At 53.2% G+C, this 25,064-nt stretch carries 21 protein-coding genes; 2 read left to right on the top strand and 19 right to left on the bottom strand.

Annotated features, from left to right (window positions below; all coding sequences use genetic code 11):
• Positions 1-121: 121 nt before the first annotated feature.
• The 19 genes from BK659_RS21610 to mtnA all read right to left on the bottom strand — a co-directional run bounded on the left by BK659_RS21610 (position 122) and on the right by mtnA (position 22,859).
• Complete coding sequence (locus BK659_RS21610) at positions 122-1,060, bottom strand: hypothetical protein (RefSeq protein ID WP_148050445.1); 939 nt, start codon at positions 1,058-1,060, stop codon at positions 122-124.
• Positions 1,061-1,137: 77 nt separating this feature from the next.
• On the bottom strand, positions 1,138-2,403 hold the full coding sequence (locus BK659_RS21605; RefSeq protein ID WP_123426962.1) for a glycosyltransferase: 1,266 nt from the start codon (positions 2,401-2,403) through the stop codon (positions 1,138-1,140).
• Positions 2,387-3,670, bottom strand: coding sequence for an O-antigen translocase (locus BK659_RS21600; RefSeq protein WP_123426961.1), 1,284 nt, complete (start codon positions 3,668-3,670; stop codon positions 2,387-2,389). The genes BK659_RS21605 and BK659_RS21600 overlap by 17 nt, the downstream gene beginning before the upstream one ends.
• Before the next feature lie 6 nt (positions 3,671-3,676).
• Entirely contained in the window at positions 3,677-4,807 is a 1,131-nt protein-coding gene (gene rffA / locus BK659_RS21595) for a dTDP-4-amino-4,6-dideoxygalactose transaminase (protein WP_123426960.1), read from the bottom strand.
• Entirely contained in the window at positions 4,804-5,367 is a 564-nt protein-coding gene (locus tag BK659_RS21590; protein WP_123426959.1) for an acyltransferase, read from the bottom strand. The genes rffA and BK659_RS21590 overlap by 4 nt, the downstream gene beginning before the upstream one ends.
• Positions 5,368-5,416: 49 nt before the next feature.
• A complete protein-coding gene (rfbA, locus tag BK659_RS21585; protein ID WP_123426958.1) occupies positions 5,417-6,298 on the bottom strand; it encodes a glucose-1-phosphate thymidylyltransferase RfbA in 882 nt (293 codons plus the stop codon).
• A gap of 385 nt (positions 6,299-6,683) precedes the next feature.
• A complete protein-coding gene (locus tag BK659_RS21580) occupies positions 6,684-7,829 on the bottom strand; it encodes a Wzz/FepE/Etk N-terminal domain-containing protein (RefSeq protein ID WP_259740289.1) in 1,146 nt (381 codons plus the stop codon).
• A gap of 255 nt (positions 7,830-8,084) precedes the next feature.
• Positions 8,085-9,161, bottom strand: a complete 1,077-nt coding sequence (gene rfbB, locus BK659_RS21575; RefSeq protein WP_123426957.1) for a dTDP-glucose 4,6-dehydratase — start codon at positions 9,159-9,161, stop codon at positions 8,085-8,087.
• 229 nt (positions 9,162-9,390) lie between these two features.
• Positions 9,391-9,627: a LapA family protein gene (locus BK659_RS21570; protein WP_123426956.1), complete on the bottom strand. Its 237-nt coding sequence runs from the start codon at positions 9,625-9,627 to the stop codon at positions 9,391-9,393.
• Between the two features lie 24 nt (positions 9,628-9,651).
• Positions 9,652-9,948, bottom strand: coding sequence for an integration host factor subunit beta (gene ihfB / locus BK659_RS21565; RefSeq protein WP_003369729.1), 297 nt, complete (start codon positions 9,946-9,948; stop codon positions 9,652-9,654).
• Between the two features lie 160 nt (positions 9,949-10,108).
• Positions 10,109-10,390 carry a hypothetical protein gene (locus BK659_RS28090; protein WP_123426955.1) on the bottom strand — a complete coding sequence of 94 codons (282 nt, stop codon included), beginning with the start codon at positions 10,388-10,390 and terminating at the stop codon, positions 10,109-10,111.
• A gap of 196 nt (positions 10,391-10,586) precedes the next feature.
• A complete protein-coding gene (rpsA, locus tag BK659_RS21555; RefSeq protein ID WP_123426954.1) occupies positions 10,587-12,278 on the bottom strand; it encodes a 30S ribosomal protein S1 in 1,692 nt (563 codons plus the stop codon).
• A 121-nt stretch (positions 12,279-12,399) separates the two neighbouring features.
• On the bottom strand, positions 12,400-13,089 hold the full coding sequence (cmk, locus tag BK659_RS21550; protein WP_054593462.1) for a (d)CMP kinase: 690 nt from the start codon (positions 13,087-13,089) through the stop codon (positions 12,400-12,402).
• Positions 13,086-15,293, bottom strand: a complete 2,208-nt coding sequence (locus tag BK659_RS21545) for a bifunctional prephenate dehydrogenase/3-phosphoshikimate 1-carboxyvinyltransferase (RefSeq protein WP_123426983.1) — start codon at positions 15,291-15,293, stop codon at positions 13,086-13,088. The genes cmk and BK659_RS21545 overlap by 4 nt, the downstream gene beginning before the upstream one ends.
• A 28-nt stretch (positions 15,294-15,321) precedes the next feature.
• Positions 15,322-16,434 (bottom strand): histidinol-phosphate transaminase, encoded by a 1,113-nt coding sequence (gene hisC, locus BK659_RS21540; RefSeq protein WP_123426953.1) that lies wholly within the window; start codon positions 16,432-16,434, stop codon positions 15,322-15,324.
• A gap of 11 nt (positions 16,435-16,445) precedes the next feature.
• On the bottom strand, positions 16,446-17,540 hold the full coding sequence (pheA, locus tag BK659_RS21535; protein WP_030128742.1) for a prephenate dehydratase: 1,095 nt from the start codon (positions 17,538-17,540) through the stop codon (positions 16,446-16,448).
• Positions 17,540-18,625, bottom strand: a complete 1,086-nt coding sequence (gene serC, locus BK659_RS21530; protein ID WP_123426982.1) for a 3-phosphoserine/phosphohydroxythreonine transaminase — start codon at positions 18,623-18,625, stop codon at positions 17,540-17,542. The genes pheA and serC overlap by 1 nt, the downstream gene beginning before the upstream one ends.
• 64 nt (positions 18,626-18,689) lie before the next feature.
• Positions 18,690-21,359, bottom strand: coding sequence for a DNA gyrase subunit A (gene gyrA, locus BK659_RS21525; protein ID WP_123426952.1), 2,670 nt, complete (start codon positions 21,357-21,359; stop codon positions 18,690-18,692).
• 423 nt (positions 21,360-21,782) lie between these two features.
• On the bottom strand, positions 21,783-22,859 hold the full coding sequence (mtnA, locus tag BK659_RS21520; protein ID WP_123426951.1) for an S-methyl-5-thioribose-1-phosphate isomerase: 1,077 nt from the start codon (positions 22,857-22,859) through the stop codon (positions 21,783-21,785).
• A 108-nt stretch (positions 22,860-22,967) separates the two neighbouring features.
• Between mtnA and BK659_RS21515 the strand changes: the two genes are divergently transcribed.
• Together BK659_RS21515 and ubiG are read left to right on the top strand one after the other, a co-directional pair.
• Positions 22,968-24,299 carry a TRZ/ATZ family hydrolase gene (locus BK659_RS21515; RefSeq protein ID WP_123426950.1) on the top strand — a complete coding sequence of 444 codons (1,332 nt, stop codon included), beginning with the start codon at positions 22,968-22,970 and terminating at the stop codon, positions 24,297-24,299.
• A gap of 63 nt (positions 24,300-24,362) precedes the next feature.
• Positions 24,363-25,061, top strand: coding sequence for a bifunctional 2-polyprenyl-6-hydroxyphenol methylase/3-demethylubiquinol 3-O-methyltransferase UbiG (ubiG, locus tag BK659_RS21510; RefSeq protein WP_123426949.1), 699 nt, complete (start codon positions 24,363-24,365; stop codon positions 25,059-25,061).
• Positions 25,062-25,064 lie beyond the last annotated feature (3 nt).

Here is a 25,064-nt window from a genome sequence, read left to right as displayed (position 1 = left end):
TTGGACAACAAACCCTTGTCACACCAAAATAGGCCGAAACGAGCCAAATTTTACATCACCAAGACAGCTCTCCAGCGCTTCCTAAGCACCATCTGCCCCCTCCCCCCCTCAAAATCAATGATCAATAAGCACCTGCGAAACCATCCCCAAACGATATTGCTTTAATCAAAAAATCAACTCCCTTATACGAAAAGTACAAAGAAGTCAGTACAACTGCAATATTTAGCCCTCTCTTACTTTGAAGGCCATAAAACATGAAAACGAAGTAAGAAAAAATAACGATTCGCTCGGCACCTACAAAATAGGCAGCCAACACCATAGGTAATGAAGCGAGTAAAGCTTCAATCCATCTGGCACGCGCATAATAAACAGACAGCAACATGAATACGAGAGGCTTCAAAATGGATCCCCATCCGCCCCATGCTTCAGTATAGAAGCCAATTTTTGATGCAATATGCTCTCTCAATACCACCAAAACCAGAGCCATTCCCACCATCAAAAAAAACAAGGACAAGAAACCATAACCCACTCGCCCTAGAGATAGTCTGTGCAAAATGAACAATACTCTTCTAGTTTGAGTAGCGACAAGCAACATCAAAGTCTGTACATGAGCAAGAATCGAAACAGCATAGAAACAATATCGAAAAAGACCTGTTAAAGCGTATCCCACCAAAAAAAACAATAAAGACAGCTTCAATCTTTCCGCGGAGAACGCGAGAACCAATAGATAAAAATTTAAATAAAAAGCAGGAAACAAAATACGGCTTACATCATTTCTAAGCATCCACAAAAAAACGTGATAGAAAAACAGGAAATTTACGGCAGAAAACAACAAATCCTTATGGACAAGTGGTGCAAACGTGTAGGAAAAGAAAAAATATCCAGGCTCACTAGTCCCGAGAGAATCCTTATAGAACTGAAAGGCTTCCGCAATGGGCAACCCTACAACCCCAGCATAAAAATTCCGATAAAATTCTTGATCACCCAAAACACAATAAGGAAAAACCAAAAGGCTTCCAATAAAAACTGGGATCGCCCAAAGGAATGCCTGTAACTTCACCGAGGAAACTTTCATAGCGTTATAAACATCAACAGTTCTCTTGACAACACAGCGCGCCCCTACACACAGCAACAGACTCAGGCCAAAGTACCTTGATCCCTTCTACTGATGAACTCTCTATCCCAGCCAAATTTATATTTAACAGCACAGTTTACAAAAGATGCGGCCGCAATGAAGTTATGATAACTTTCAGCTTTAAATAGACCAAGATCGATACTTTTATTTTCTATATCAATAAACCCATTTGCTGTATTCACAATAGAAAACGCTTGGGCCTTCGCTTTACATGAAAGCGCAGCAGTCTTCCACACATCACCACTCTGAATAATGGAAAGCAGTTTGTCCTTTATCAAACAAGATTCTTGATTGACGTTTAATTCATTATATGAAAAACCCTCAATATCGCTCAAAAAACCATATGTGATTGGGTCGGTTGTAGATTCGATTCCGATAATAGAAGGCACCCCTAAAGCCGAGGCTTCAATAATAGCTGTACCACTCCCGACAAAGGCCAGAGCCCCCTTGAGCACATTGGGAATCTCCTCGTAGGCTATAACCCCCTTGAACTTAACAGAGGATTCAAGACTCAATGAGGACACCAACTTCAAAAGTTCTGGCTCGTAAGACCCACTGCCATAAATCTCATAAACAAGATTAGGACGTACCTTTTTTAGCTCGGGAAGCAGACTAATCACATGCCGATTATAAGATTTAAAAACATGCAAGTTGCCAATTGACACTATACGATCCGATTCAGCATTACCGACCATTCCGACATCTTCACTCGGGATATCCACGCCTATTGGGACCAGCGTTGACCCCGTATAACTCTTCTCAAAGTAAAGCTCATATGACTCTCGATTCTTCTCATTAAAAAACACAATGCTTTCTGCCGGCAACAGCGAAAACAACTTCTTTGCCTTGACCGCAAAATAATAATCCACATCATCAAACATAATCTCATTTTGATGATATACACCAAACGAGAGTTTAAAATGCTGCTCGACACTCTTTAAATAACGCTTCACAAAAAGAAGCCCAAAAACCCCCATAACATGAACATGAAAGTTATATTTTTGCAAAAGCTCTTTTACTTTCGAGAAGTCAACAGGGACAAAGCCTCCGAGTTGTGACCGGAACGCTGGAGCAGAAACCCCACACGCAATATTTTTCAGATAAAAAATATCTGCGTACTGACGAATTTTATCCTCTAGCCCTTTATCAATAATATCAAATAGCACCAAGACGCCAAGGCGCTTATTCCGCTTCTTGAACTCTCGCGCCAACCTTAAAATAAATGTCGTACCACCATTGAGCTCTAACACATTAGCAATGAACAGCATCGGACCTCCCGCCCAAAGAAGTGAACCTCAAATAAATAGCGAAAACCACAATAACAACAAAAAAATAAGCAACGTACGAAATTGCGTAACCAATCATAACACCCTTGGTATCTGGGTATATTTTTAGCATCAACACTGAAAGCAAAAGAAATAATGCATTCTGTATGAGCTCCGCAGCAATGTAGACTTTTGTCGCAGCCTTTGCTACTGCGACAAACCCTATAACATACGAAAGAACTTTAAACAAGTCACCGACCAACTGATAGATTATGACATCATCAAGCGAACTGAAACTAGGCGACAGAATAAGAGGGATAAAAAAAGCACGCCATACATACAGCGTCCCCGCCCCAATGCAGAAAACAACCATCATCAACATAACAAATTTTAGTGTCAGAAAACCTATATCACGTTTAATTTCAATTCGCGAAACCATCGGCATAAAATAGTAAGCGAGAAATATTGAAAAAAAGCCGAGATAAGCACTGGACAATTTAACCGCCCCCTGCCATATGCCCGCCGCACTATAACCTGCCGAGTCAATCAGCATTTGACGAATAATAATTTCAACCACCGGAAATGTTACTGCGCTCGTCATTAACATCAGGGTATAGGATGATAAACGAATGAATTCGATTTTCTTCAATTTCACCAGAGACACTTTAGTCCTGAAGTTAGACTTCCAGAAATAATAAAGCGCCGGGATAAAAGTAATTGCATACATGACTATAATCGACAGCGTCGCCCCAACACTTCCATACTGGGAGATCAATCCCCATATGATAGGCAAAGCGCACAGGCTTCCAAATATCTGTATCTTGGAATAGACATTCGTTTGCATTAAACCATTACTGACACCCACCACCAGATTTACAAATGCAAACAGCACCTGAGCGGCAGCCAGTATTACGATAACCCAATACATACCTGAATCTTTGAAAACCAAACTTGCAATTTCTTTCGAAAACACCACCCCAAAACACATAACGACAAAACAAAATATCGCTGAGTATGTCGCCGACACCGAAATAAATCTTAGTAACTGCCTAGGTTGCCTGGCATATTCCGCAGCGTATTTTATGACTGCATTAATTACCCCTCCTCCTGCAATCATGTAGACCATTGTTGAGACACTCATAAAGTGCCCCAACGCCCCCATACCTTCGGCGCCAAGATAGTAAGCTATTATCTTAATAAGAATGAAGCCCATCACAATTCTTGATAAATGGGCACAGCTGGTTAAAATGGCGCCATTAAGTAGATTCATTTGCTGTTAGATTCTTTCCAACACATTTGAAACGGCTTCGGTCACACGCTGGCGCTCCAGAGCCTGCATGCCATACCAAATAGGTAAGCGAACCAACCGCTCACTTTCTTTAGTAGTGAATTTATCGTTCCCCGCCATCTCACCAAAGACCTTACCGCAAGGAGAGGAATGTAAAGGTACATAATGAAAAACTGTCATGACATTTTCTTTCTTCATTTCTTCAATGAATTTAGTACGGCACGCCAGGTCATCCAACTTCAAATAATACATATGGGCATTGTGCTGACAGTCTTGAGGAACGAATGGCAGCACTAACTTATCACTTAAACCGGAGAAGCAGCGATTATACTCATTCCAGGTATTTAGACGGTCTTTGTTTATATCTTCTGTAACCGTAAGCTGCCCATACAAATAGGCCGCCTGCAATTCAGACGGGAGGTAACTACTGCCAACATCAACCCACGTATACTTATCGACCATGCCTCGCCAAAACTGGCTTCTATTAGTGCCTTTTTCTCTAATTATCTCCGCCCTGCTTATAAATGATTCATCATTAATCAGTAGCAGACCACCCTCACCACCACTTGTATAGTTTTTTGTCTCATGAAAGCTATAAGCACCAAAGTGCCCTATCGTTCCTAGCGCCCTCCCCTTATAGGTGGACATCATGCCCTGCGCGGCATCCTCAATAACATAAAGTTTATATCGAGCTGCTATATCCATGATCACATCCATTTCGCATGCAATGCCTGCATAATGGACAGGTACAATAGCTTTAGTATTTTTTGTAATAGCCGCTTCAATAAGCGTTTCATCGAGATTCATCGTATCAGGCCGAATATCAACGAATACGATCTTTGCGCCTCTCAGGACGAATGCATTTGCGGTGCTGACAAAGGTGTAACTCGGCATGATTACTTCATCGCCGGGCTTGATATCTATAAGTAACGCCGCCATTTCCAGTGCTTGAGTGCACGACGGTGTTAATAATGCTTTCCTACAAGCTAACTTACTCTCGAACCAAGACTGACAGCGAATTGTAAAATCACCGTCACCTGACATTTTGGCGCTACGCATAGCAGCCATGACAAACTCGTCTTCATGGCCTGTATAAGGGGGTTTGTTAAAAGGAATCATGATTTTTGCTCATCCAGAAATTTTTGTTCCAACTCAAGGAGATCTTTCTTTCTATTTTTAACTCGTTTAGCCGGAACCCCGGTGTATATTCCCCATGATTCAGTACTTTTTGTTACCAGCGCCATTGCTCCAATGGAGCATCCCTCAGCGATACTGACACCAGGGAATATTATCGAACCGGCCCCAACGATTACATGACGCTGTAAATGCACTGATGCGAATTTTTCATTTTTGAATTTTTTCGGCACCAACGAATTCGTCAATGTTTCACCACTATAATCATCAGATTGCGAAAAAACCTTCACACCGTAAGCCAGAGTACAAAAATCTTCGAAGACAATACCAGGCGTTCCTCCGGCAACTAAACACATTGGTGTAATGTGATTATACCGACCAATTGTCACTCGCCCGGATACAACGCAAAAATCATCAACTCTAGAATAATCACCTATTTCAATTTGGTCAGCATTATAAATACTGGCCTTATCACTAATTTTTACTTCCTTACCCAGCTTTTTGAAACCAGCTTCTTTAAGCTGTACATCTGTTAAGTAGGCCATCTACTCACCAAAAAATATATGTCAGAATATAGAATTCTTAACCGTCAATCTATACGGTAATCTTCGACTCTTTAGCGATACTGATTAAGTATTGACCATAACTATTCTTACTCAATTCAGTCCCTATTTGTAGCAGCTGATCTGCTGTTAACCATCCATTGTTAAACGCTATTTCTTCTAGACATGCGACCTTATAGCCTTGTCTCTTTTCAATGGTTTCCACGAAATGAGCAGCTTCCAGAAGGCTTTCGTGAGTCCCCGTATCCAGCCAGGCAAAGCCGCGCCGCAAGAGCTCAACATGCAAGTCACCACGCTCCAGGTACGCTTGATTAATGCTGGTAATCTCCAGCTCACCGCGTTCGGAAGGTTTTACCTGCTTGGCGATTTCGATGACATCATTGTCATAAAAATAAAGACCGGTGACCGCAAAATTGGATTTAGGCTTGATCGGCTTCTCTTCAATAGTAATTGCGCGCTTGTTCTCGTCAAACTGAACCACGCCAAACCGCTCGGGATCCTTGACCTGATAACCGAATACGGTAGCCCCCTGCGCACGATCGACCGCGGCCCGAAGCATTGGAGTGAAACCCTGACCATAAAAAATATTATCGCCAAGGACCAGGCACACGCGATCCTTGCCAATAAATTCTTCGCCAATGAGAAATGCTTGCGCCAAGCCATCCGGATTTTCCTGAATAGCATAATTCAACGCGACACCAATTTGGCTACCGTCACCGAGCAACCGCTTGAACCCACTAACGTCCTCAGCAGTGGTAATGATCAGAATTTCGCGAATTCCTGCTAACATCAGCACTGAAAGTGGGTAAAAAATCATCGGTTTATCGTAGACCGGCAACAGTTGCTTCGAGACCCCCTTGGTAATTGGATATAACCGGGTCCCTGAACCACCAGCCAAAATGATGCCCTTCATGTTGTATCCTTATGCCCAAATCTAAGTTTTTTTACTCAACTACTCTCAGTTCAGCAAACGGCTGCACCGAAGCAATTGTACATCTGTTTGTAATCGATGTTTACGCTTAGCCTCGCTAAAATCGAGCAGACCCTACCATCGACATTTTACTGCAGGAGAGGTACGGAACTCAGTGTGAACAGTCCATACCATTAACGGTGATCACCAATAGAGCCGGAACCTCAACCCGAAAAACCTAATGCATTTACTCTATAACCAGAATATCTGAAGCAACCTTGCCTCCTCACACTTTAGCCCAGACACTACTTCCGTCAGAACACTGCACTGAAAAGACCTCGATTGACTGGAAATAGTCACTTCAGATTTTGAATTGGCGCCAACCACTTTACTGACGCTGAACGTCTTGAGATTCTTTCCCTTGACTTGCAAAAAAAATACGAATCAGCGCAATGACTACGCCCAATGCCAGACCCAACACCAACCCCAACAACAACGTAAGTGCCTTCTGCGGTTTCACAGGATGATCAGGACGTTCAACTACACCATCCACTCGAAACACAGCAACGTTCAAGATATTCGCTTCAAGTCCAGTATAGAAGTTATATTTAGCCTGCAAGACTCGCAGCCTATTTATAAACGGATCTTCCGATTTTCGATTTTCAAGATTAGAAATTTCAGCCTTTAAGGCCTTGGCACCACGCATATAAATAGGCAACCCTTCAAGACTGCCGGCAACTTCTTCTGCCGAATTACCGCTGATGATCGGTGGGCTTTCCAGGCCAATAGCCTCTGCTACGACCAACGCTTCGCGCAACCTGGTTATTGTGTCTTCACGCACTTTAAGCCCGACTTCTCGCACTGATGTAATTTGCTGATAAATATTTCTGGCGAGCACTCCGGATTCACCGGAGATATCTTTAATCATTTCTTTTTTTGCCAGTTCACTGGCCCGATTAATGTACTCATTAATCCATGCCACTGCTTGCTCAGGTTGTTCGCTGTCTACTGTCACCGAGTAACGATCTGGCGAGTCTTTTCCTACAACAGAAACTGCAACCTTCTTTAAAAAGTCGTCATACAACGTTCCCTGTATTTTTTTTCGTTCTACTTCTGGCAAAGCCGGCAGATAAACATTATTGAAGAAATCGCGCCGAAGTGATTCAGCCTGCAAATTTCGCAAAAAAATACTGTAAACATCCTTAACTGTAAAAGGGGTCAGCTCATTCTCGGACGTTCGACCGTAATTATAATTCGCAATATCATTTTGGGTAGGAGGAATAACAATGGCTTTTGCTTCATATATAGGCGTGCTTAAAAATGCATAGGCCGTTGCAAAAATTGTTACCACGACCACGCTTGCTACGATGACAACTCGCTGGCGCCAAAGGGCAGACATCAACACCCGCAAGTCGACCTCAGCAGCACTTGGGGAGGTAGTTGAATTATTCTGCATAAGCATTAACCCTCTCAAATCATTAAAAATGATTGCACTATCTCCGCGTAACAACCGATAGGCTTTCACAAGATGCATGAGCTTTCTTGTTTGCAATCAATACAGACCTTTCACGCACCTGAAACGAACCTTGCAAAGACTAGCTGATCACGATGCTTTGTAAATTCAGCCTCTTAAAATAGAGCCAAAATAGCTTGATTCATCAACACCCGCAAAGAGAGCCCTCTCCTTTTTTAACAAGCCCCTGGTTTACTTAAATTGGACGGCACACATTATCCCCAGGTTCCGCTCTAACCAACAATTTTAGGAGGACACTCTATGACGTGAATAGTTTCAATTTTTTACCGACATGGAACTGTAGTTCTTATCAATCCACTGCTGATAGCTACCGCTTTTCACGTGAGCAACCCATTCTGTATTTTCAAGGTACCACTCGACAGTCTTCCGTATTCCGGTATCGAAGGTTTCCTCAGGTAGCCAACCCAACTCGCGCTGAATTCTACTGGCATCAATCGCGTAGCGCTGATCGTGGCCAGGACGATCTTGAACATGGGTAATCAAGTTGGCGTGAGGGCGATGCGGTGAGTCTGGGCACATCTCATCAAGCAAAGTACAGAGGGTATGCACGACTTCGATGTTTTTCTTTTCGTTGTGACCGCCAATGTTGTAAGTCTCACCGACGACACCTTCAGTTACGACCTTGTACAGGGCACGGGCATGGTCTTCGACGTAGAGCCAATCACGAACCTGATCACCTTTGCCGTAAACCGGCAGAGGCTTTCCTTCCAGCGCGTTGAGAATGATCAGTGGGATCAACTTCTCGGGGAAGTGGTACGGGCCGTAGTTGTTAGAGCAGTTGGTGACCAGGGTTGGTAGACCGTAAGTGCGGCTCCAGGCACGGACCAGATGATCCGAACTGGCCTTGCTGGCCGAGTATGGCGAGCTTGGCTGGTAAGGCGTGGTTTCGGTGAAGAGATCTTCCGGACCTTCGAGGTCTCCGTAGACTTCGTCGGTCGATATATGGTGGAAGCGAAAATTGGTTTTGCGCACATCATCCAGGGCAACCCAATAGTGGCGTGCAGCCTCTAACAGGGTATAAGTACCGACAATATTGGTCTGGATAAATTCAGATGGGCCGAAAATCGAGCGGTCCACATGAGACTCAGCGGCCAAGTGCATGATGGCATCGGGCTGATGATCATGAAGAACGCGGTCGACCTGACCGCGGTCGCAGATGTCAACGTACTCGAACACATAGCGCGGGCTTTGATCCACTTCAGCCAACGACTCAAGGTTGCCAGCATAGGTCAGCTTATCCACGTTTACTACGGAGTTTGCAGTATTGGATATGATGTGACGAATGACTGCCGAGCCAATAAATCCTGCGCCGCCGGTTACTAAAATTTTCACGCGAAACCGTACCCTTGAGTTGCTGACAGGGCTGCCCACCGAGCGCTGTCTAATCCATGAATACAGAAGCCTTCGGTTTAGCATAGGCTTCTGACAGAGTCAGCCTGAACCGAGCGGGGAATGTACCGCCATTCGGACAGGCGGAGCATTTTACAGCTTAATGAAGGTTTTACTAATGGATATAGACAAGCCGTAAGACAAACCGATGTCCACCCCGTCATTGTCTCAATCAGACATGGTGCTTGCGTAGCGTTCTGGCTCTACGACTGAACCAGCCAAGGATCGGGCCAATCATCATTCCTAGCAGTAGCGCCAGAACCATAACGACCGATAACGGTAGATGCGGCCCAGCCCAGCCCAGGAACAGCAGCGAAACTGACTGCTGATTCTCCAGCACGAATGCCAAAACTGCCAGAACCAGCAATAAAACAAAGACTCCGAGGAGTACGCGCTTGAGGTTACGCATGAACCGCTCCTTGAATGACGACTGTCAAAGCCCCTCCTCCTCATCCTCATTCACCCGATCCCGGAGCTCTTTGCCCGGCTTGAAATGAGGAACGAATTTTCCGTCGAGGCTGACGGATTGACCGGTCTTTGGGTTACGACCGACGCGCGGCGCGCGATAGTGCAACGAGAAGCTGCCAAAGCCACGGATCTCGATCCGATCACCGGTCGCCAGGCACTGGGACATTTGTTCAAGCATGGTCTTGATGGCCAGCTCGACATCCTTGGATGAGAGCAGCCCCTGATGGGTGACAATTCGTTCGATCAACTCCGACTTCGTCATATTTTTCCCTTCTTTTTCAAGCAGCTAGATCAGCGCTTCAAAGGTTTTAGCACGCCCGAAGGAATTTGAACAGCCCAAGTATTGACTTATCCGTACAACCTCACAGACACCGCAAGATCTATGACACCGAGAGGTCTCGCGCCTAGACACCACACTCCCCTCATCTGCAGATGACCAGCATGGTGCGAGTGAAGTATCCAGCCGGATTCCACCCAAAAAAATAATCTTCAGCCTCCTCCTTGGCATCACTGGACTTGCCAATGACTCTGTACCCCTCCACCCCACACTCTCTTGCAGCACACTTGTAACACCTGTCCCAACCCGAGCCGAGCCCCGAACAATCGATCTCAATACCGCTAACGCCACGCACCACATGAGTTTTGGCGCTTGTCGTACACCCCACCAAGACCAGCACTGCCAATGTGACAACGAGCTTGTTCATTCCCCTCCTTATGCCAGGCATCACACCCAACCAATACTCGATTCAAGCTAAAGCCTAGCTCCGAGTAGACAATTGATACACCTGAACAACAGACCACCTTACACCCGCATTGTTTCCCTCTACGCCCTGGCAACCTCAAATTTCAGGCACAAAAAAGGGCGACCGAAGTCGCCCTTTTTCTATGGTCTGACAGAACTTAGTTCTGTTTTTCCATTTGTGCACGCAGCAGAGCACCAAGAGTGGTGTCAACTGGAGCATCCGTAGCAGCTGGCTTGTCGCGCAGGCTCTGGATAGCTTCTTTCTCGTCTTCAACGTCTTTCGACTTGATCGAGAGCTGGATTACGCGGCTCTTGCGGTCAACGCTGATGATCTTGGCTTCAACTTCTTCGCCTTCTTTCAGAACGTTGCGCGCATCTTCGATGCGGTCACGGCTGATTTCGGAGGCTTTCAGAGTAGCTTCGATATCGGTAGCCAAAGTGATGATGGCGCCTTTAGCGTCAACTTCTTTCACGATGCCTTTAACGATTGCGCCTTTGTCGTTCTCTTGAACGTACTCGGAGAACGGATCGCTTTCCAGTTGCTTGATACCCAGGGAGATACGCTCGCGCTCTGGGTCAACCGACAGGATAACGGTGTCCAGCTCGTCGCCCTTCTTGAAGCGACGTACGGCTTCTTCGCCCACTTCGTTCCAGGAGATGTCGGACAGGTGAACCAGACCGTCGATGCCGCCGTCCAGACCAATGAAGATACCGAAATCGGTGATCGACTTGATGGTGCCGGAGATTTTATCGCCCTTGTTGAACTGGCCAGAGAAATCTTCCCATGGGTTAGATTTGCACTGCTTGATGCCCAGGGAGATACGACGACGCTCTTCGTCGATGTCCAGAACCATAACTTCCACTTCGTCGCCGACTTGTACGACTTTCGAAGGGTGGATGTTCTTGTTGGTCCAGTCCATTTCGGAAACGTGTACCAGACCTTCAACGCCTTCTTCCAGCTCAGCGAAGCAGCCGTAGTCGGTCAGGTTGGTTACACGAGCGGTAACGCGAGTGCTTTCTGGGTAACGGGCTTTGATAGCAACCCATGGATCTTCGCCCAGTTGCTTGAGGCCCAGGGAAACACGATTGCGCTCGCGATCGTACTTCAGAACCTTGACATCGATCTCGTCGCCAACGTTGACGATTTCGGAAGGATGCTTGATACGTTTCCAAGCCATGTCGGTAATGTGCAGCAGGCCATCGACGCCACCCAGATCGACGAATGCGCCGTAATCGGTGAGGTTTTTGACGATACCTTTGACTTGTTGACCTTCCTGCAGGGATTCCAGCAGAGCTTCACGCTCAGCGGAGTTCTCGGCTTCGAGGACGCTACGACGGGAAACGACAACGTTGTTGCGTTTCTGGTCGAGCTTGATGACCTTGAATTCCAGCTCTTTGCCTTCCAGGTGCGTGGTGTCGCGCACAGGACGGACGTCAACCAGAGAACCAGGCAGGAACGCACGGATGCCGTTAACGTCGACAGTGAAGCCGCCTTTAACCTTACCGTTGATAACGCCCTTGACCACTTCTTCGGCTGCGAAGGCTGCTTCCAGAACGATCCAGCATTCAGCGCGCTTGGCTTTTTCACGGGACAGCTTGGTTTCACCAAAGCCGTCTTCAACCGAATCCAGCGCAACGTGAACTTCGTCACCGACGTTGATATTCAGTTCGCCAGCGTCGTTGTAGAACTGCTCAAGCGGGATGAGTGCTTCAGACTTCAGGCCAGCGTGAACGGTTACCCAGCGAGCCTGGTAATCGATATCAACGATAACACCGGTGATGATGGAGCCTGCCTGAAGGTTCAGGGTTTTTAGGCTTTCTTCAAAGAGTTCCGCAAAGCTTTCGCTCATTTTAATTCCTGTTGATAAGGGCGAAGAATACGCCCATCTGCCACATCCCAGACGATGTGGGTTACGTTTATATAAAAGAAAGACCGCAAGACTATGACTGGTCCCCTGCGGTATTTCTTGGTCACCCGGCGATATCGCGAATGGCGATCTCACTCATGATGCGTTCCAGCACCTGCTCGATGGACAACTCCGTGGAATCCAGCTGTATGGCGTCGACCGCCGGCTTGAGCGGGGCTACCGCTCGCTGGGTGTCGCGCTCATCGCGCACACGGATCTCATCTAGCAGACTCGACAGACTAACACCCTCGACTTTGCCCTTCAACTGCAAATAACGACGGCGTGCCCGTTCCTCGGCGCTGGCGGTCAGAAAAATCTTCAGCGGCGCGTCGGGAAATACAACGGTGCCCATGTCACGACCATCGGCCACCAGCCCCGGCGCTTCCTGAAATGCCCGCTGGCGCTGCAGCAAAGCGTCACGCACCGCAGGCAGTGCAGCCACTTGCGAGGCCCAGGCACCGACCTGCTCGTTGCGCAAATCGTCAGTGACATCGTCACCTTCAAGGATGATGCGCTGTGGATGACCTTCGGTCGCTCCGATGAACTGCACATCGAGATGAGCGGCCAGCAGCTTCAGCGACTCTTCATTGGTCAGGTCGACACCATGATTGCGCGCAGCGAATGCCAGCAAACGGTACAACGCACCGGAATCCAGCAAGCACCAGCCCAGGCGCTTGGCGAGGATCCCGGCGATGGTGCCCTTGCCCGAACCGCTCGGCCCATCGATGGTGATTACCGGAGCATGGCTGGTCACGACTGAGCCTCTTGAGCGACACGAATGCCGACTTGCGCGCACAACGCGAGGAAGTTCGGGAAGGAGGTCGCAACGTTGGCGCAGTCATGGATGCGGATCGGCGCGCTGGCACGCAACGACGCAACGCTGAACGCCATGGCAATCCGGTGATCGCCGTGGCCATGCACTTCGCCGCCGCCAATCTGGCTGCCGTCGATGATGATGCCGTCCGGGGTTGGCTCGCACTTGACGCCCAGCGCCAGCAAACCATCCGCCATCACCTGGATACGATCCGACTCCTTGACCCGCAACTCTTCCGCGCCACGCAGAATCGTCCGACCTTCGGCACAAGCCGCCGCCACGAACAACACCGGGAACTCGTCGATAGCCAGCGGAACCAGCGCTTCAGGAATTTCGATACCTTTAAGCTTAGCCGCTCGCACACGCAAGTCAGCCACCGGCTCGCCGCCGACTTCACGCTGGTTTTCCAGGGTGATATCGGCGCCCATCAGACGCAGGATATCGATCACGCCGGTACGGGTCGGGTTGATCCCCACATGCTCAAGCACCAGCTCCGAACCTTCGGCAATCGACGCTGCCACCAGGAAGAATGCTGACGAGGAGATATCACCCGGCACTTCAATGTGCGTCGCGGTCAACTTGTGGCCGGATTCGACCGACGCGGTGGCGCCGTTGACGGTAACCGGGTAACCGAAGCCACGCAGCATGCGCTCGGTGTGGTCGCGGGTTGGCGCAGGCTCGGTGACGGTGGTCTTGCCCTCGGCGTACAGCCCTGCCAACAGCAGGCAGGATTTAACCTGGGCACTGGCCATCGGCATGGTGTAAGTCAGGCCCTTGAGCTTGTTGCCGCCACGAATGGTCATCGGTGGACGACCTTCTGCAGCCGTCTCGATCACTGCGCCCATCTCGCGCAGCGGGTTGGCCACACGATTCATCGGACGCTTGGACAGCGATGCATCGCCCGTCAGGGTGCTGTCGAAGTTCTGCGCGGCCAGCAAGCCGGACAGCAGACGCATCGAAGTACCCGAGTTACCCAGATAAATCGGGCCAGGAGCCGGTTTCAAGCCATGCAGGCCGACACCATGAATGGTCACGCGACCATGGTGCGGACCTTCGATCACGACGCCCATGTCACGGAAGGCTTGCAAGGTCGCCAGGGCATCTTCGCCTTCAAGAAAACCTTCGACTTCAGTAACGCCTTCCGCGAGGGAGCCGAGCATGATTGAACGGTGGGAAATCGACTTGTCGCCTGGTACACGAATCCGCCCACTCAGGCGGCCACCAGGATTTGCCAGGAAAATCAGATCGTTGGAGTTCATAGCGTCCACATAGGCCCGGCGGGCCAGGATTTTACTGAAATGCTCGCGGGCAACCCGGGCGCGCGTAAAGACGCCCAACAGTTGGTGCCCGTCCCCTGCATCGACCGCGTCGCGCAAGGCGTCGAGATCGCTGCGAAATGTATCGAGTGTGCGCAGAACAGCTTCGCGATTGGCGAGGAAGATGTCGTGCCACATGACCGGGTCACTGCCGGCGATTCTCGTGAAATCGCGGAAACCGCCCGCAGCGTAACGGAAGATTTCCAGATTTTCACTGCGTTTGGCCAATGAATCGACCAAACCGAACGCCAGCAGGTGCGGCAAATGGCTGGTCGCCGCCAACACTTCGTCGTGACGCTCGACCTGCATGTGCTCGACATCGGCACCCAATTCGCGCCAGAGCCGGTCAACGACCGCCAGGGCAGTCGGATCGGTTTGATCGAGCGGCGTCAGAATCACTTTGTGCCGACGGAACAACTGAGCGTTGGAAGCCTCTACCCCGCTCTGCTCGGAACCGGCGATCGGATGCCCCGGAACGAAGCGCGCCGGCATGCCACCGAAGGCTTCGGTCGCTGCGCGCACCACATTGCCTTTGGCACTGCCGACATCGGTCAGAATCGCCGCCCCCAGGTCCATGCCAGCCAACAGCGCCAGCAGCTTCTCCATCGCCAGGATCGGCACCGCCAACTGAATCACGTCGGCACCGCGGCACGCGACAGCGAGGTCGTCTTCGCAACGATCCACCACGCCCAGCTCACCGGCGAGTTTTCGCGATAACGGATCGAGATCGACGCCGACCACTTCACGACACAACCCGCTTTCACGCAGGCCCTTGGCAAACGAACCGCCGATCAGCCCCAGACCGACCACCACCAGGCGACCGATCATAGGCACAGCAGGTTGCACGTCGATGACATCAACCACGGGCCAGAACCTTGGTCAGCGCCTCGAGGAAGCGACTGTTTTCAGCCGGCAGACCGATGGTGATGCGCAAGTGGTTCGGCATGCCGTAATTGGCCACCGGGCGCACGATCACGCCCTCATGCAGCAAGCCCTGGAATACCGGCGCCGCAACACGCCCCAGATCCACGCAAATGAAATTGCCCCTGGAAGGAATCCAGCTCAGCCCCAACTCACGGAAACCCGCTTCGAGTTGCTGCATGCCGGACTCGTTCAGGCGACGGCTTTCAGCCAGGTACTCATCGTCCTGCAGCGCCGCGCAGGCCGCAGCCAAGGCCAGACTGTTGACATTGAATGGCTGACGCACGCGGTTCAACACATCGGCAACCACCGCGGTCGACAAGCCGTAACCGATGCGCAATGCGGCCAGACCGTAAGCCTTGGAGAAGGTCCGGGAAACCAGCAGATTCGGGTATGCCGCAAGGAAATCCAGGCCATCCGGCAGATCGCTACCTTCGGCGTACTCGATGTACGCCTCATCCAGCACTACCAGCACATGCGCAGGCACGTCCTGCAGGAACTCATCCAGCGCCTCGGCGCCGAACCAGGTCCCGGTCGGGTTGTTCGGATTGGCGATGAACACCACGCGGGTATTGCTGTCGATGGCTGCGAGCATGGCCGGCAGGTCATGACCCCAGTCTTTGGCGGGGATCACTCGCGCTTGCGCACCGACAGCCTGCGTGACGATTGGGTAGACCGCGAATGCATGCTCACTGAACACCGCATTCAGGCCCGGCGCCAGGTAGGCACGCGCGACCAGCTCGAGAATGTCGTTGGAACCGTTGCCCAGCGTCACTTGATCGAGCTCGACCCGACACTGCTCAGCCAGCAGGGTTTTCAGCGCAAAACCGTTGCCGTCCGGATAGCGGGTCAGCTCGGCCAGCTCTTCGCGAATCGCCGCCAGCGCCTTGGGACTGGCGCCCAGCGGGTTTTCGTTGCTCGCCAGTTTGACGATTTTTGCCGGATCGATGTCCAGCTCGCGGGCCAGTTCGTCCACGGGCTTGCCCGGAACGTAAGGCGAAAGTTGTTGCACGCCCGGCTGTGCCAGAGCGAGGAAGTCGCCACTCATTGTTAACGCCTTTAGAGAACTGCTTTCGGGTAGGAACCCAACACTTTAAGTGCCACTGCTTCCTGACTGATTTTCTCCAGCACACCTTTTATCAGCGGGTCGCGGTGGTGGCCGACGAAATCAATGAAGAACACGTAGGTCCACTTACCGCTGCGCGACGGACGGGTTTCGATCCGCGTCAGGTCGATGCCATTGTCATGGAACGGCACCAGCAACTCGTGAAGCGCGCCGGGCTTGTTGCTCATCGAGACAATGATCGACGTTTTGTCGTCGCCGGTCGGTGGCACTTCCTGGCTGCCGATCATCAGGAATCGCGTGGAGTTGTCCGGGCGATCCTCGATTTTTTCGGCCAGACGAGTCAGACCGTACAAGCCTGCCGCCATGTCGCCGGCAATCGCCGCCGAGTTCCACTCACCCTTGACCCGCTTGGCCGCTTCGGCATTGCTCGATACCGCCACGCGCTCGACGTTCGGGTAGTGAGCATCCAGCCACTTACGGCACTGCGCCAGGGACTGGGCATGGGAGTAAATACGGCTGATGCTGTCAGTCTTGGTGTTTTCACCCACCAGCAAGTGGTGGTGAATGCGCAGCTCGACTTCGCCACAGATAACCATGTCGTGTTCGAGGAAGCTGTCGAGGGTGTGGTTGACCGCGCCTTCAGTGGAGTTTTCCACAGGCACCACGCCAAAGTTCACCGCACCCGCGGCCACTTCACGGAACACTTCGTCGATCGCCGCCATTGGCTTGCTGATCACTGCGTGACCGAAGTGCTTCATGGCCGCCGCTTGAGTGAAGGTTCCTTCAGGGCCGAGGTAGGCCACTTTCAGCGGCTGCTCGAGCGCCAGGCACGACGACATGATTTCACGGAACAACCGCGCCATCTCTTCGTTGCCCAACGGCCCCTGGTTACGCTCCATTACGCGCTTGAGCACCTGGGCTTCACGCTCAGGACGATAGAACACCGGCACTTCGCCTTCGGCCAGCGAGGCCATCTTTACTCGCGCGACTTCCTGGGCGCAGCGCGCACGCTCACTGATCAGCTCCAGGACTTTTTCGTCCAGGGCATCAATGCGCAGGCGCAGTGCCTTGAGTTCTTGCTCAGACATTAGCCGTGTTCCTTCTCGAACTCTGCCATGTACGAAACCAGCGCATTGATTGCGTTGATGTCGACGGCGTTGTAGATAGAGGCACGCATGCCGCCTACCGAACGGTGACCCTTGAGGTTCAGCAGACCGCGCGCCTCGGCACCGACCAGGAACGGCTTGTCGAGGCGATCGTCAGCCAGACGGAACGGCACGTTCATCCACGAGCGGTCAGCCTTGTTGATCGGGTTGCTGTACAAGCCGCTAGCATCGATGAAGCTGTACAGCGTGCGCTGCTTGACTTCATTGAGCTTGCCAATGGCCTCAACACCACCCTGCTCTTTCAGCCATTCGAACACAAGACCGGACAAGTACCAGGCCAGTGTTGGCGGGGTGTTGTACATCGAGCCGTTGTCGGCTGCGACCTTGTAGTCGAGCATGGTCGGGCAGAACGAACGGGCGCGACCCAGCAGGTCTTCACGCACGATGTTGACGACGATGCCGCTCGGGCCGATGTTTTTCTGGGCGCCGGCGTAGATCATGCCGAAACGCGAGACGTCCACGGGGCGCGAGAGAATGTCCGAAGACATGTCAGCAACCAGTGGCACATCACCGACTTCCGGGATCCACTGGAATTCCAGGCCGCCGATGGTTTCGTTCGGCGCGTAGTGCACGTAGGCCGCGTCTTGCGACAGCTTCCATTCGTTCTGACCGGGAATGGCGAAATAGTCGTAAGGCTTGGCGGTAGCGGCAACGTTGACGTGGCCGTAGCGCTGCGCTTCTTCAATGGCTTTCTGCGACCAGATACCGGTGTCGATATAGTCGGCTTTACCGTTTTCCGGCAACAGGTTCAGTGGAATCTGAGCAAATTGCTGGCTGGCGCCGCCTTGCAGAAACAGCACTTTATAGTTCGAGGGGATATTCAGCAGATCACGCAGATCCTGCTCGGCCTTGGTCGCAATGGACACAAACTCATCGCTGCGATGGCTCATTTCCATGACCGAGAGGCCCTTGCCATGCCAGTCGAGCAACTCCGACTGGGCACGCAACAGGACAGCTTCAGGCAGCGCAGCAGGACCTGCGCAGAAGTTATAGGCTCGTTTGCTCACATCCACTCTCGCTATGCATTCACGGTAGCGGACAGAGCAAACACTCTGCCCTGCTACGATTTGGTTAGTCTTGCGGCTCTTCTTCGTCAGCTGCGTCAGCCTGCTGGCTTTCGACAGTGTCGTCCGGCTCGGTGCCGGCATCGAGCACGACGCCTTCCAGCTCAACGCCTTCTTCGCCTTCCAGCTCTTCGCCTTCGACTTCCGATGGCTCCTGAACCCGCTCCAGACCGACCAGTGTTTCATCGCTGGCCAGTTTGATCAGGGTCACGCCCTGGGTGTTACGACCCAGACTGGATACTTCGTCAACACGAGTACGCACCAGGGTGCCCTGGTCGGAAATCAGCATGATTTCCTCACCATCGAGCACCTGGACTGCACCGACCAGACGGCCGTTACGCTCGTTGCTGACCATGGCGATAACGCCCTGACCGCCACGCTTGTACTCAGGGAACTCGGTGATGGCGGTACGCTTGCCGAAACCACGCGCCGAAGCGGTGAGGATCTGGCTGCCTTCTTCCGGGATCAGCATGGAAATCAGCTTCTGACCTTCCGGCAGGCGCATGCCGCGGACACCGCGAGCGGTACGGCCCATGGCGCGAACGTCGGACTCTTTGAAGCGAGTCACCTTGCCGCCATCGGAGAACAGCATGACTTCACGCTCGCCATCGGTGATGGCAGCGCTGATCAGTACGTCGCCTTCGTCCAGCTCCAGCGCGATCAAGCCCACGCTGCGCTGACGGCTGAAAGATTCCAGCGGGGTCTTCTTCACGGTGCCGTTGGCGGTAGCCATGAAGATGTAGTGACCTTCGGTGTATTCCTCGACCGGCAGCATGGTGGTGATGTATTCACCATCGTCCAGCGGCAGCAGGTTGACCAGCGGACGACCACGGGCAGCGCGGGATGCTTCAGGAATTTCGTAGGTTTTCAGCCAGTAAACCTTGCCCTTGCTGGAGAACAGCAACAGCGTGGTGTGGCTGTTGGCGACCAGCAGGTGAGCGATGTAGTCCTCATCCTTGACGCCGGTAGCCGATTTACCTTTACCGCCACGACGCTGAGCCTGGTACGCAGCCAATGGCTGGGTCTTGGCATAGCCACCGTGGGAAATGGTCACGACGCGCTCTTCTTCCGGGATCATGTCACCCAGAGTCAGGTCCAGACGCGCATCCAGAATCTCGGTGCGACGCACATCGCCGTACTCGGCACGAATGACTTCCAGCTCTTCGCGGATCACTTCCATCAAGCGCGTGGCGCTGTTGAGGATGCGGATCAGCTCGCCGATCTGGTTGAGGATCTCTTGATACTCGGCCAGCAGTTTTTCGTGCTCCAGGCCGGTCAGACGGTGCAGACGCAGCTCCAGAATGGCTTGCGCCTGTTCTGGCGACAGGAAGTACTTGCCGTCGCGCAGACCGTATTGCGGATCGAGGTTTTCCGGACGGCAGGAATCTGCACCGGCACGCTCGACCATCGCGACCACCGCGGTGGACTCCCAAGGCGTGCTGATCAGCGCTTCCTTGGCTTCCGACGGGGTTGGCGAAGCCTTGATCAGGGCGATGACCGGGTCGATGTTCGACAGCGCAACCGCCTGACCTTCGAGGATGTGACCACGTTCGCGGGCTTTACGCAGCTCGAACACGGTACGGCGGGTAACGACTTCGCGACGGTGACGAACGAAGGCTTCCAGCAGGTCCTTGAGGTTCAGGATCCGCGGACGGCCGTCGATCAGCGCAACGATGTTGATACCGAACACTGCTTGCAGCTGGGTCTGGGCGTAGAGGTTGTTGAGGATCACCTCAGGCACTTCGCCGCGACGCAGCTCGATCACCACGCGCATACCGTCTTTGTCGGACTCGTCGCGCAGTTCGGTGATGCCTTCCAGCTTCTTCTCTTTGACCAGCTCGGCGATCTTCTCGATCAGACGCGCCTTGTTCAGCTGGTAAGGAAGCTCGGTAATGACAATCTGCTGACGGCCACCGACCTTGTCGATGTCTTCAATCATCGAACGGGCACGCATGTAAATACGGCCACGACCGGTACGGTAGGCTTCGATGATGCCGGCGCGACCGTTGATGATCGCGGCGGTCGGGAAGTCCGGACCGGGGATGTATTGCATCAGCTCATCGATGGTCAACTCGGGGTTGTCGATGAGTGCCAGGCAACCGTCGATGACTTCACCGAGGTTGTGCGGCGGAATGTTGGTCGCCATGCCCACGGCGATACCGCTGGAGCCGTTGACCAGCAGGTTGGGAATACGGGTCGGCATGACCGCCGGGATCATTTCGGTGCCGTCGTAGTTCGGCACCCAGTCCACGGTTTCTTTATGCAGGTCAGCCAGCAGCTCGTGCGCCAGCTTGGTCATGCGCACTTCGGTGTATCGCATTGCCGCAGCGTTGTCGCCGTCGACCGAACCGAAGTTGCCCTGACCGTCTACCAGCAGGTAACGCAGCGAGAATGGCTGCGCCATACGAACGATGGTGTCGTACACCGCGGTATCACCGTGCGGGTGATACTTACCGATCACGTCACCGACAACACGGGCAGATTTCTTGTACGGCTTGTTGAAGTCGTTACCCAGTTCGCTCATCGCGAACAGCACACGCCGATGCACGGGCTTCAAGCCATCGCGCGCATCAGGCAGTGCCCGCCCGACAATTACGCTCATCGCGTAGTCGAGGTAGGACTGTTTCAGCTCGTCTTCGATATTGACCGGGAGGATTTCTTTGGCCAGTTCGCCCATGAGAAGCCTGATTCCTTTTTCTGGTGAAACTTCGTCACATCCATATGGGACGAACGAAGCTCGCCGCTGCAGGCTGAGTGCCAGCACCGACTTACGACAAATCAACGAGTTATGCCATGGATCTGCGCAGTAAAGGCAGCCACATCGGGCTACCTTGGAAACCGCCGGATGTTATCACAAGAGCCGCCACGCACCTATCCCCCAGATGCGCATGGAGCATAGTTAGTTGACCGGTGACAGGCGCAAAGGCGACGAGAGAGGCTTAGAGCTGCGATCAGCAGGCAATCACTGATCTTTTATTGAACTGAACACGATCTGTAGGAGCTGCCGCAGGCTGCGATCTTTTGATCTTTCCCGGCATATGCCGGTGGCAGTCCCAAAAGATCGCAGCCTTCGGCAGCTCCTACGCCAATTACGTCAGCCTTAGTGAAGACGCTTGCGGCACATCAACTGCGCCATCTTCGCGGTATCCGGCCGCTCGACGATGCCTTTTTCGGTGACGATGACGTCAATCAGATCAGCCGGCGTGACGTCGAACACCGGGTTAAAGGCATCGACATCCGCCCCCACCCGCTTGCCGCCGACTTCCAGCAACTCACGACCATCACGTTCTTCGATCGGGATGTCGTCGCCACTGGCCAGATTCATGTCGATGGTCGAACTCGGCGCCACCACCATGAAGCGCACGCCGTGGTGCATGGCGTTGACCGCCAGTTGATAGGTGCCAATTTTGTTCGCCACGTCGCCGTTGGCGGTAATTCGGTCCGCGCCAACGATCACCCAGGTCACGCCTTTGGTTTTCATGATGTGCGCTGCGGCCGAGTCGGCGTTCAGGGTCACCGGAATGCCTTCGTTCGCCAGTTCCCAGGCGGTCAAGCGCGAGCCTTGCAGCCAGGGCCGGGTTTCGTCGGCGTAAACCCGTTCGACCATGCCTTCCAGGAACGCCCCGCGAATCACCCCGAGCGCCGTACCAAAGCCGCCAGTGGCCAGTGCGCCAGTATTGCAGTGCGTCAAAATCGCCTGGGCATTGCCCTGATGCTTGCGGATCAGGTCTACACCCAGCTGCGCCATGGTCAGGTTGGCTTCGCGATCACTTTCATGGATCGCCAAGGCTTCCGCTTCCAGGGCTGCCAATGGATTGGGGTGATCCTTGAGCCGTTCCAGACGCTCACGCATGCGACCTAATGCCCAAAACAGGTTGACGGCGGTCGGCCGCGAATCCGCGAGCAAGGCAAAGTCTTCTTCCAGCGCCGCCTGCCAGTCACCGCCCGCAGCGAACCGGGCACGTGCCGCCAACACCACGCCATAGGCGGCACTGATGCCGATTGCCGGAGCACCACGCACCACCATCGAGCGAATAGCCTCAGCCACACCCACGGCACTGGTGTAGGCAATCCAGGTTTCTTCGAATGGCAAAATGCGCTGATCCAGCAGGTACAGGGCGCCATCCCGCCAATCGATGGCCTTCACCTTCTCCGCAGCCAACAGTCGATTGCGCATCCTTCACCCCGCACTCATGAACAAAAGCCGCCGATTATAGCGATCCCCCCGCGAAGACGCTCGGGTATACTTCGCCATCCTTCATAAAAGCACTGGACCGAACCCTCGATGCCGAATCCTGCCGCTGCGCTCGACTTACTCTTGCTGCCGACCTGGTTAGTACCTGTCGAACCCGCGGGCGTGGTCCTCAAAGAGCATGGCCTGGGCATCCGCGACGGGCGCATTGCCTTCATCGGCCCGCGCACCGAGGCCCTGAAGCTCAACGCCACGCAAGTCCGCGAGCTGCCGGGCATGCTGCTCAGCCCGGGCCTGATCAATGCCCACGGGCATGCGGCGATGACGCTGTTCCGTGGCCTGGCCGATGATTTGCCGCTGATGACCTGGCTCGAACAGCACATCTGGCCGGCCGAGGCCAAATGGGTCGATGAGGCCTTCGTCCGCGATGGTACTGATCTGGCCATTGCCGAGCAGATCAAGGGCGGCATCACGTGCTTTTCGGACATGTACTTTTTCCCGAAAGTTGCCAGCGAACGCGTGCACAACAGCGGCATTCGCGCGCAAATCGCCATCCCGATCCTCGATTTCCCGATTCCCGGCGCCAGTGATGCGGATGAAGCTATCCGTCAGGGTGTCGAACTGTTCAGCGACCTCAAGCATCACCCGCGCATCAAAATCACCTTCGGCCCTCATGCACCCTACACCGTCGGCGATGAAAACCTCGAAAAAATCCGGGTGATCGCCGAGGAGCTGGACGCTGCGATCCACATGCACGTCCACGAAACCGCCTTCGAAGTCCAGCAATCGGTCGAACAACGCGGCGAGCGGCCATTGGCCCGCCTGGGTCGCCTGGGCTTGCTCGGACCGCGTTTCCAGGCCGTTCACATGACGCAAGTCAGCGATGAAGACCTGGCGTTGCTGGTAGAAAGCAACAGCAGCGTCATTCATTGCCCGGAATCGAACCTGAAACTGGCCAGCGGCTTCTGCCCGGTGGAGCGCTTGTGGCAGGCTGGGGTCAATGTGGCGGTCGGCACCGATGGCGCGGCCAGCAACAATGACCTCGACCTGCTGGGTGAAACCCGCACCGCCGCCCTACTGGCCAAAGCCGTCGCTGGCTCGGCCACGGCGCTGGACGCTCATCGCGCCTTGCGCATGGCAACCCTCAACGGTGCCCGGGCGCTGGGGCTGGAAACCGAGGTGGGCTCGCTGGAAGTCGGCAAGGCCGCGGACCTGGTGGCCTTCGATCTGTCTGGCCTGGCCCAGCAACCGATTTACGACCCGGTTTCGCAGCTTATCTATGCCACTGGCCGGGACTGCGTAAAACACCTTTGGGTCGCCGGCAAGCAATTGCTCGACGACCGGCGCCTGACGCGCCTCGATGAACAACAGCTATGCGCCACCGCCACCGCCTGGGGTCAGCGCATCAGCGGACACGCCGAATAGAACGAACCCTTGAGCTGAACCTCAAGGCTGACAGCAGAATTTTTTAGATTCAGAGGATTACCCATGAGCAACGTCGACCACGCTGAAATCGCCAAATTCGAAGCCCTGGCTCATCGCTGGTGGGACCGCGAAAGCGAGTTCAAGCCACTGCACGACATCAACCCGCTGCGGGTCAACTGGATTGACGAACGCGTCAAACTGGCCGGCAAAAAGGTGCTGGATGTCGGATGTGGTGGCGGCATCCTCAGCGAATCCATGGCGCAACGCGGCGCCACCGTGATGGGCATCGACATGGGCGAAGCACCGTTGGCGGTCGCGCAGTTGCATCAGCTGGAATCCGGCGTCAGCGTCGAGTACCGGCAGATCACCGCCGAAGCCCTGGCGGAAGAAATGCCCGAGCAATTCGATGTGGTCACCTGCCTGGAAATGCTTGAGCACGTGCCGGATCCGTCGTCGGTCATTCGCGCCTGCTTCCGCATGGTAAAGCCGGGTGGCCAAGTGTTCTTCTCGACCATCAACCGCAATCCGAAGGCTTACCTGTTCGCCATCGTCGGCGCCGAATACATCATGAAGCTGCTGCCGCGCGGCACGCATGACTTCAAGAAATTCATCCGCCCGTCCGAACTCGGCGCCTGGAGCCGCCAGGCCGGCCTGAGCGTCAAGGACATCATTGGCCTGACGTACAACCCGCTGACCAAGCACTACAAGCTGGCCTCCGATGTTGACGTCAACTACATGATCCAGACCCTGCGCGAGGAATAAGCC

The sequence above is a fragment of the Pseudomonas brassicacearum genome, from assembly GCF_003732225.1.
In the GTDB taxonomy this organism is placed as follows: Bacteria; Pseudomonadota; Gammaproteobacteria; order Pseudomonadales; family Pseudomonadaceae; genus Aquipseudomonas; species Aquipseudomonas brassicacearum_E.
Note: the sequence above shows the minus strand (reverse complement) of the source record. Positions and strands in the feature narration are given on the sequence as shown.

Excerpts from the sequence above, each read along its gene's own strand:
- rpsA (WP_123426954.1), bottom strand. The coding sequence starts at position 12,278 with ATGAGCGAAAGCTTTGCGGAACTCTTTGAAGAAAGCCTAAAAACCCTG.
- rffA (WP_123426960.1), bottom strand. The coding sequence starts at position 4,807 with ATGATTCCTTTTAACAAACCCCCTTATACAGGCCATGAAGACGAGTTT.
- BK659_RS28090 (WP_123426955.1), bottom strand. The coding sequence starts at position 10,390 with ATGAACAAGCTCGTTGTCACATTGGCAGTGCTGGTCTTGGTGGGGTGT.
- BK659_RS21515 (WP_123426950.1), top strand. The coding sequence starts at position 22,968 with ATGCCGAATCCTGCCGCTGCGCTCGACTTACTCTTGCTGCCGACCTGG.
- BK659_RS21545 (WP_123426983.1), bottom strand. The coding sequence starts at position 15,293 with ATGATCGGTCGCCTGGTGGTGGTCGGTCTGGGGCTGATCGGCGGTTCG.
- mtnA (WP_123426951.1), bottom strand. The coding sequence starts at position 22,859 with ATGCGCAATCGACTGTTGGCTGCGGAGAAGGTGAAGGCCATCGATTGG.
- BK659_RS21590 (WP_123426959.1), bottom strand. The coding sequence starts at position 5,367 with ATGGCCTACTTAACAGATGTACAGCTTAAAGAAGCTGGTTTCAAAAAG.
- hisC (WP_123426953.1), bottom strand. The coding sequence starts at position 16,434 with ATGAGTGGCGACTTCCTCGCTCTGGCACAGCCGGGCGTGCAACAACTT.
- BK659_RS21605 (WP_123426962.1), bottom strand. The coding sequence starts at position 2,403 with ATGCTGTTCATTGCTAATGTGTTAGAGCTCAATGGTGGTACGACATTT.
- ihfB (WP_003369729.1), bottom strand. The coding sequence starts at position 9,948 with ATGACGAAGTCGGAGTTGATCGAACGAATTGTCACCCATCAGGGGCTG.
- BK659_RS21580 (WP_259740289.1), bottom strand. The coding sequence starts at position 7,829 with ATGCATCTTGTGAAAGCCTATCGGTTGTTACGCGGAGATAGTGCAATC.
- rfbA (WP_123426958.1), bottom strand. The coding sequence starts at position 6,298 with ATGAAGGGCATCATTTTGGCTGGTGGTTCAGGGACCCGGTTATATCCA.
- ubiG (WP_123426949.1), top strand. The coding sequence starts at position 24,363 with ATGAGCAACGTCGACCACGCTGAAATCGCCAAATTCGAAGCCCTGGCT.
- gyrA (WP_123426952.1), bottom strand. The coding sequence starts at position 21,359 with ATGGGCGAACTGGCCAAAGAAATCCTCCCGGTCAATATCGAAGACGAG.
- BK659_RS21600 (WP_123426961.1), bottom strand. The coding sequence starts at position 3,670 with ATGAATCTACTTAATGGCGCCATTTTAACCAGCTGTGCCCATTTATCA.
- pheA (WP_030128742.1), bottom strand. The coding sequence starts at position 17,540 with ATGTCTGAGCAAGAACTCAAGGCACTGCGCCTGCGCATTGATGCCCTG.
- BK659_RS21570 (WP_123426956.1), bottom strand. The coding sequence starts at position 9,627 with ATGCGTAACCTCAAGCGCGTACTCCTCGGAGTCTTTGTTTTATTGCTG.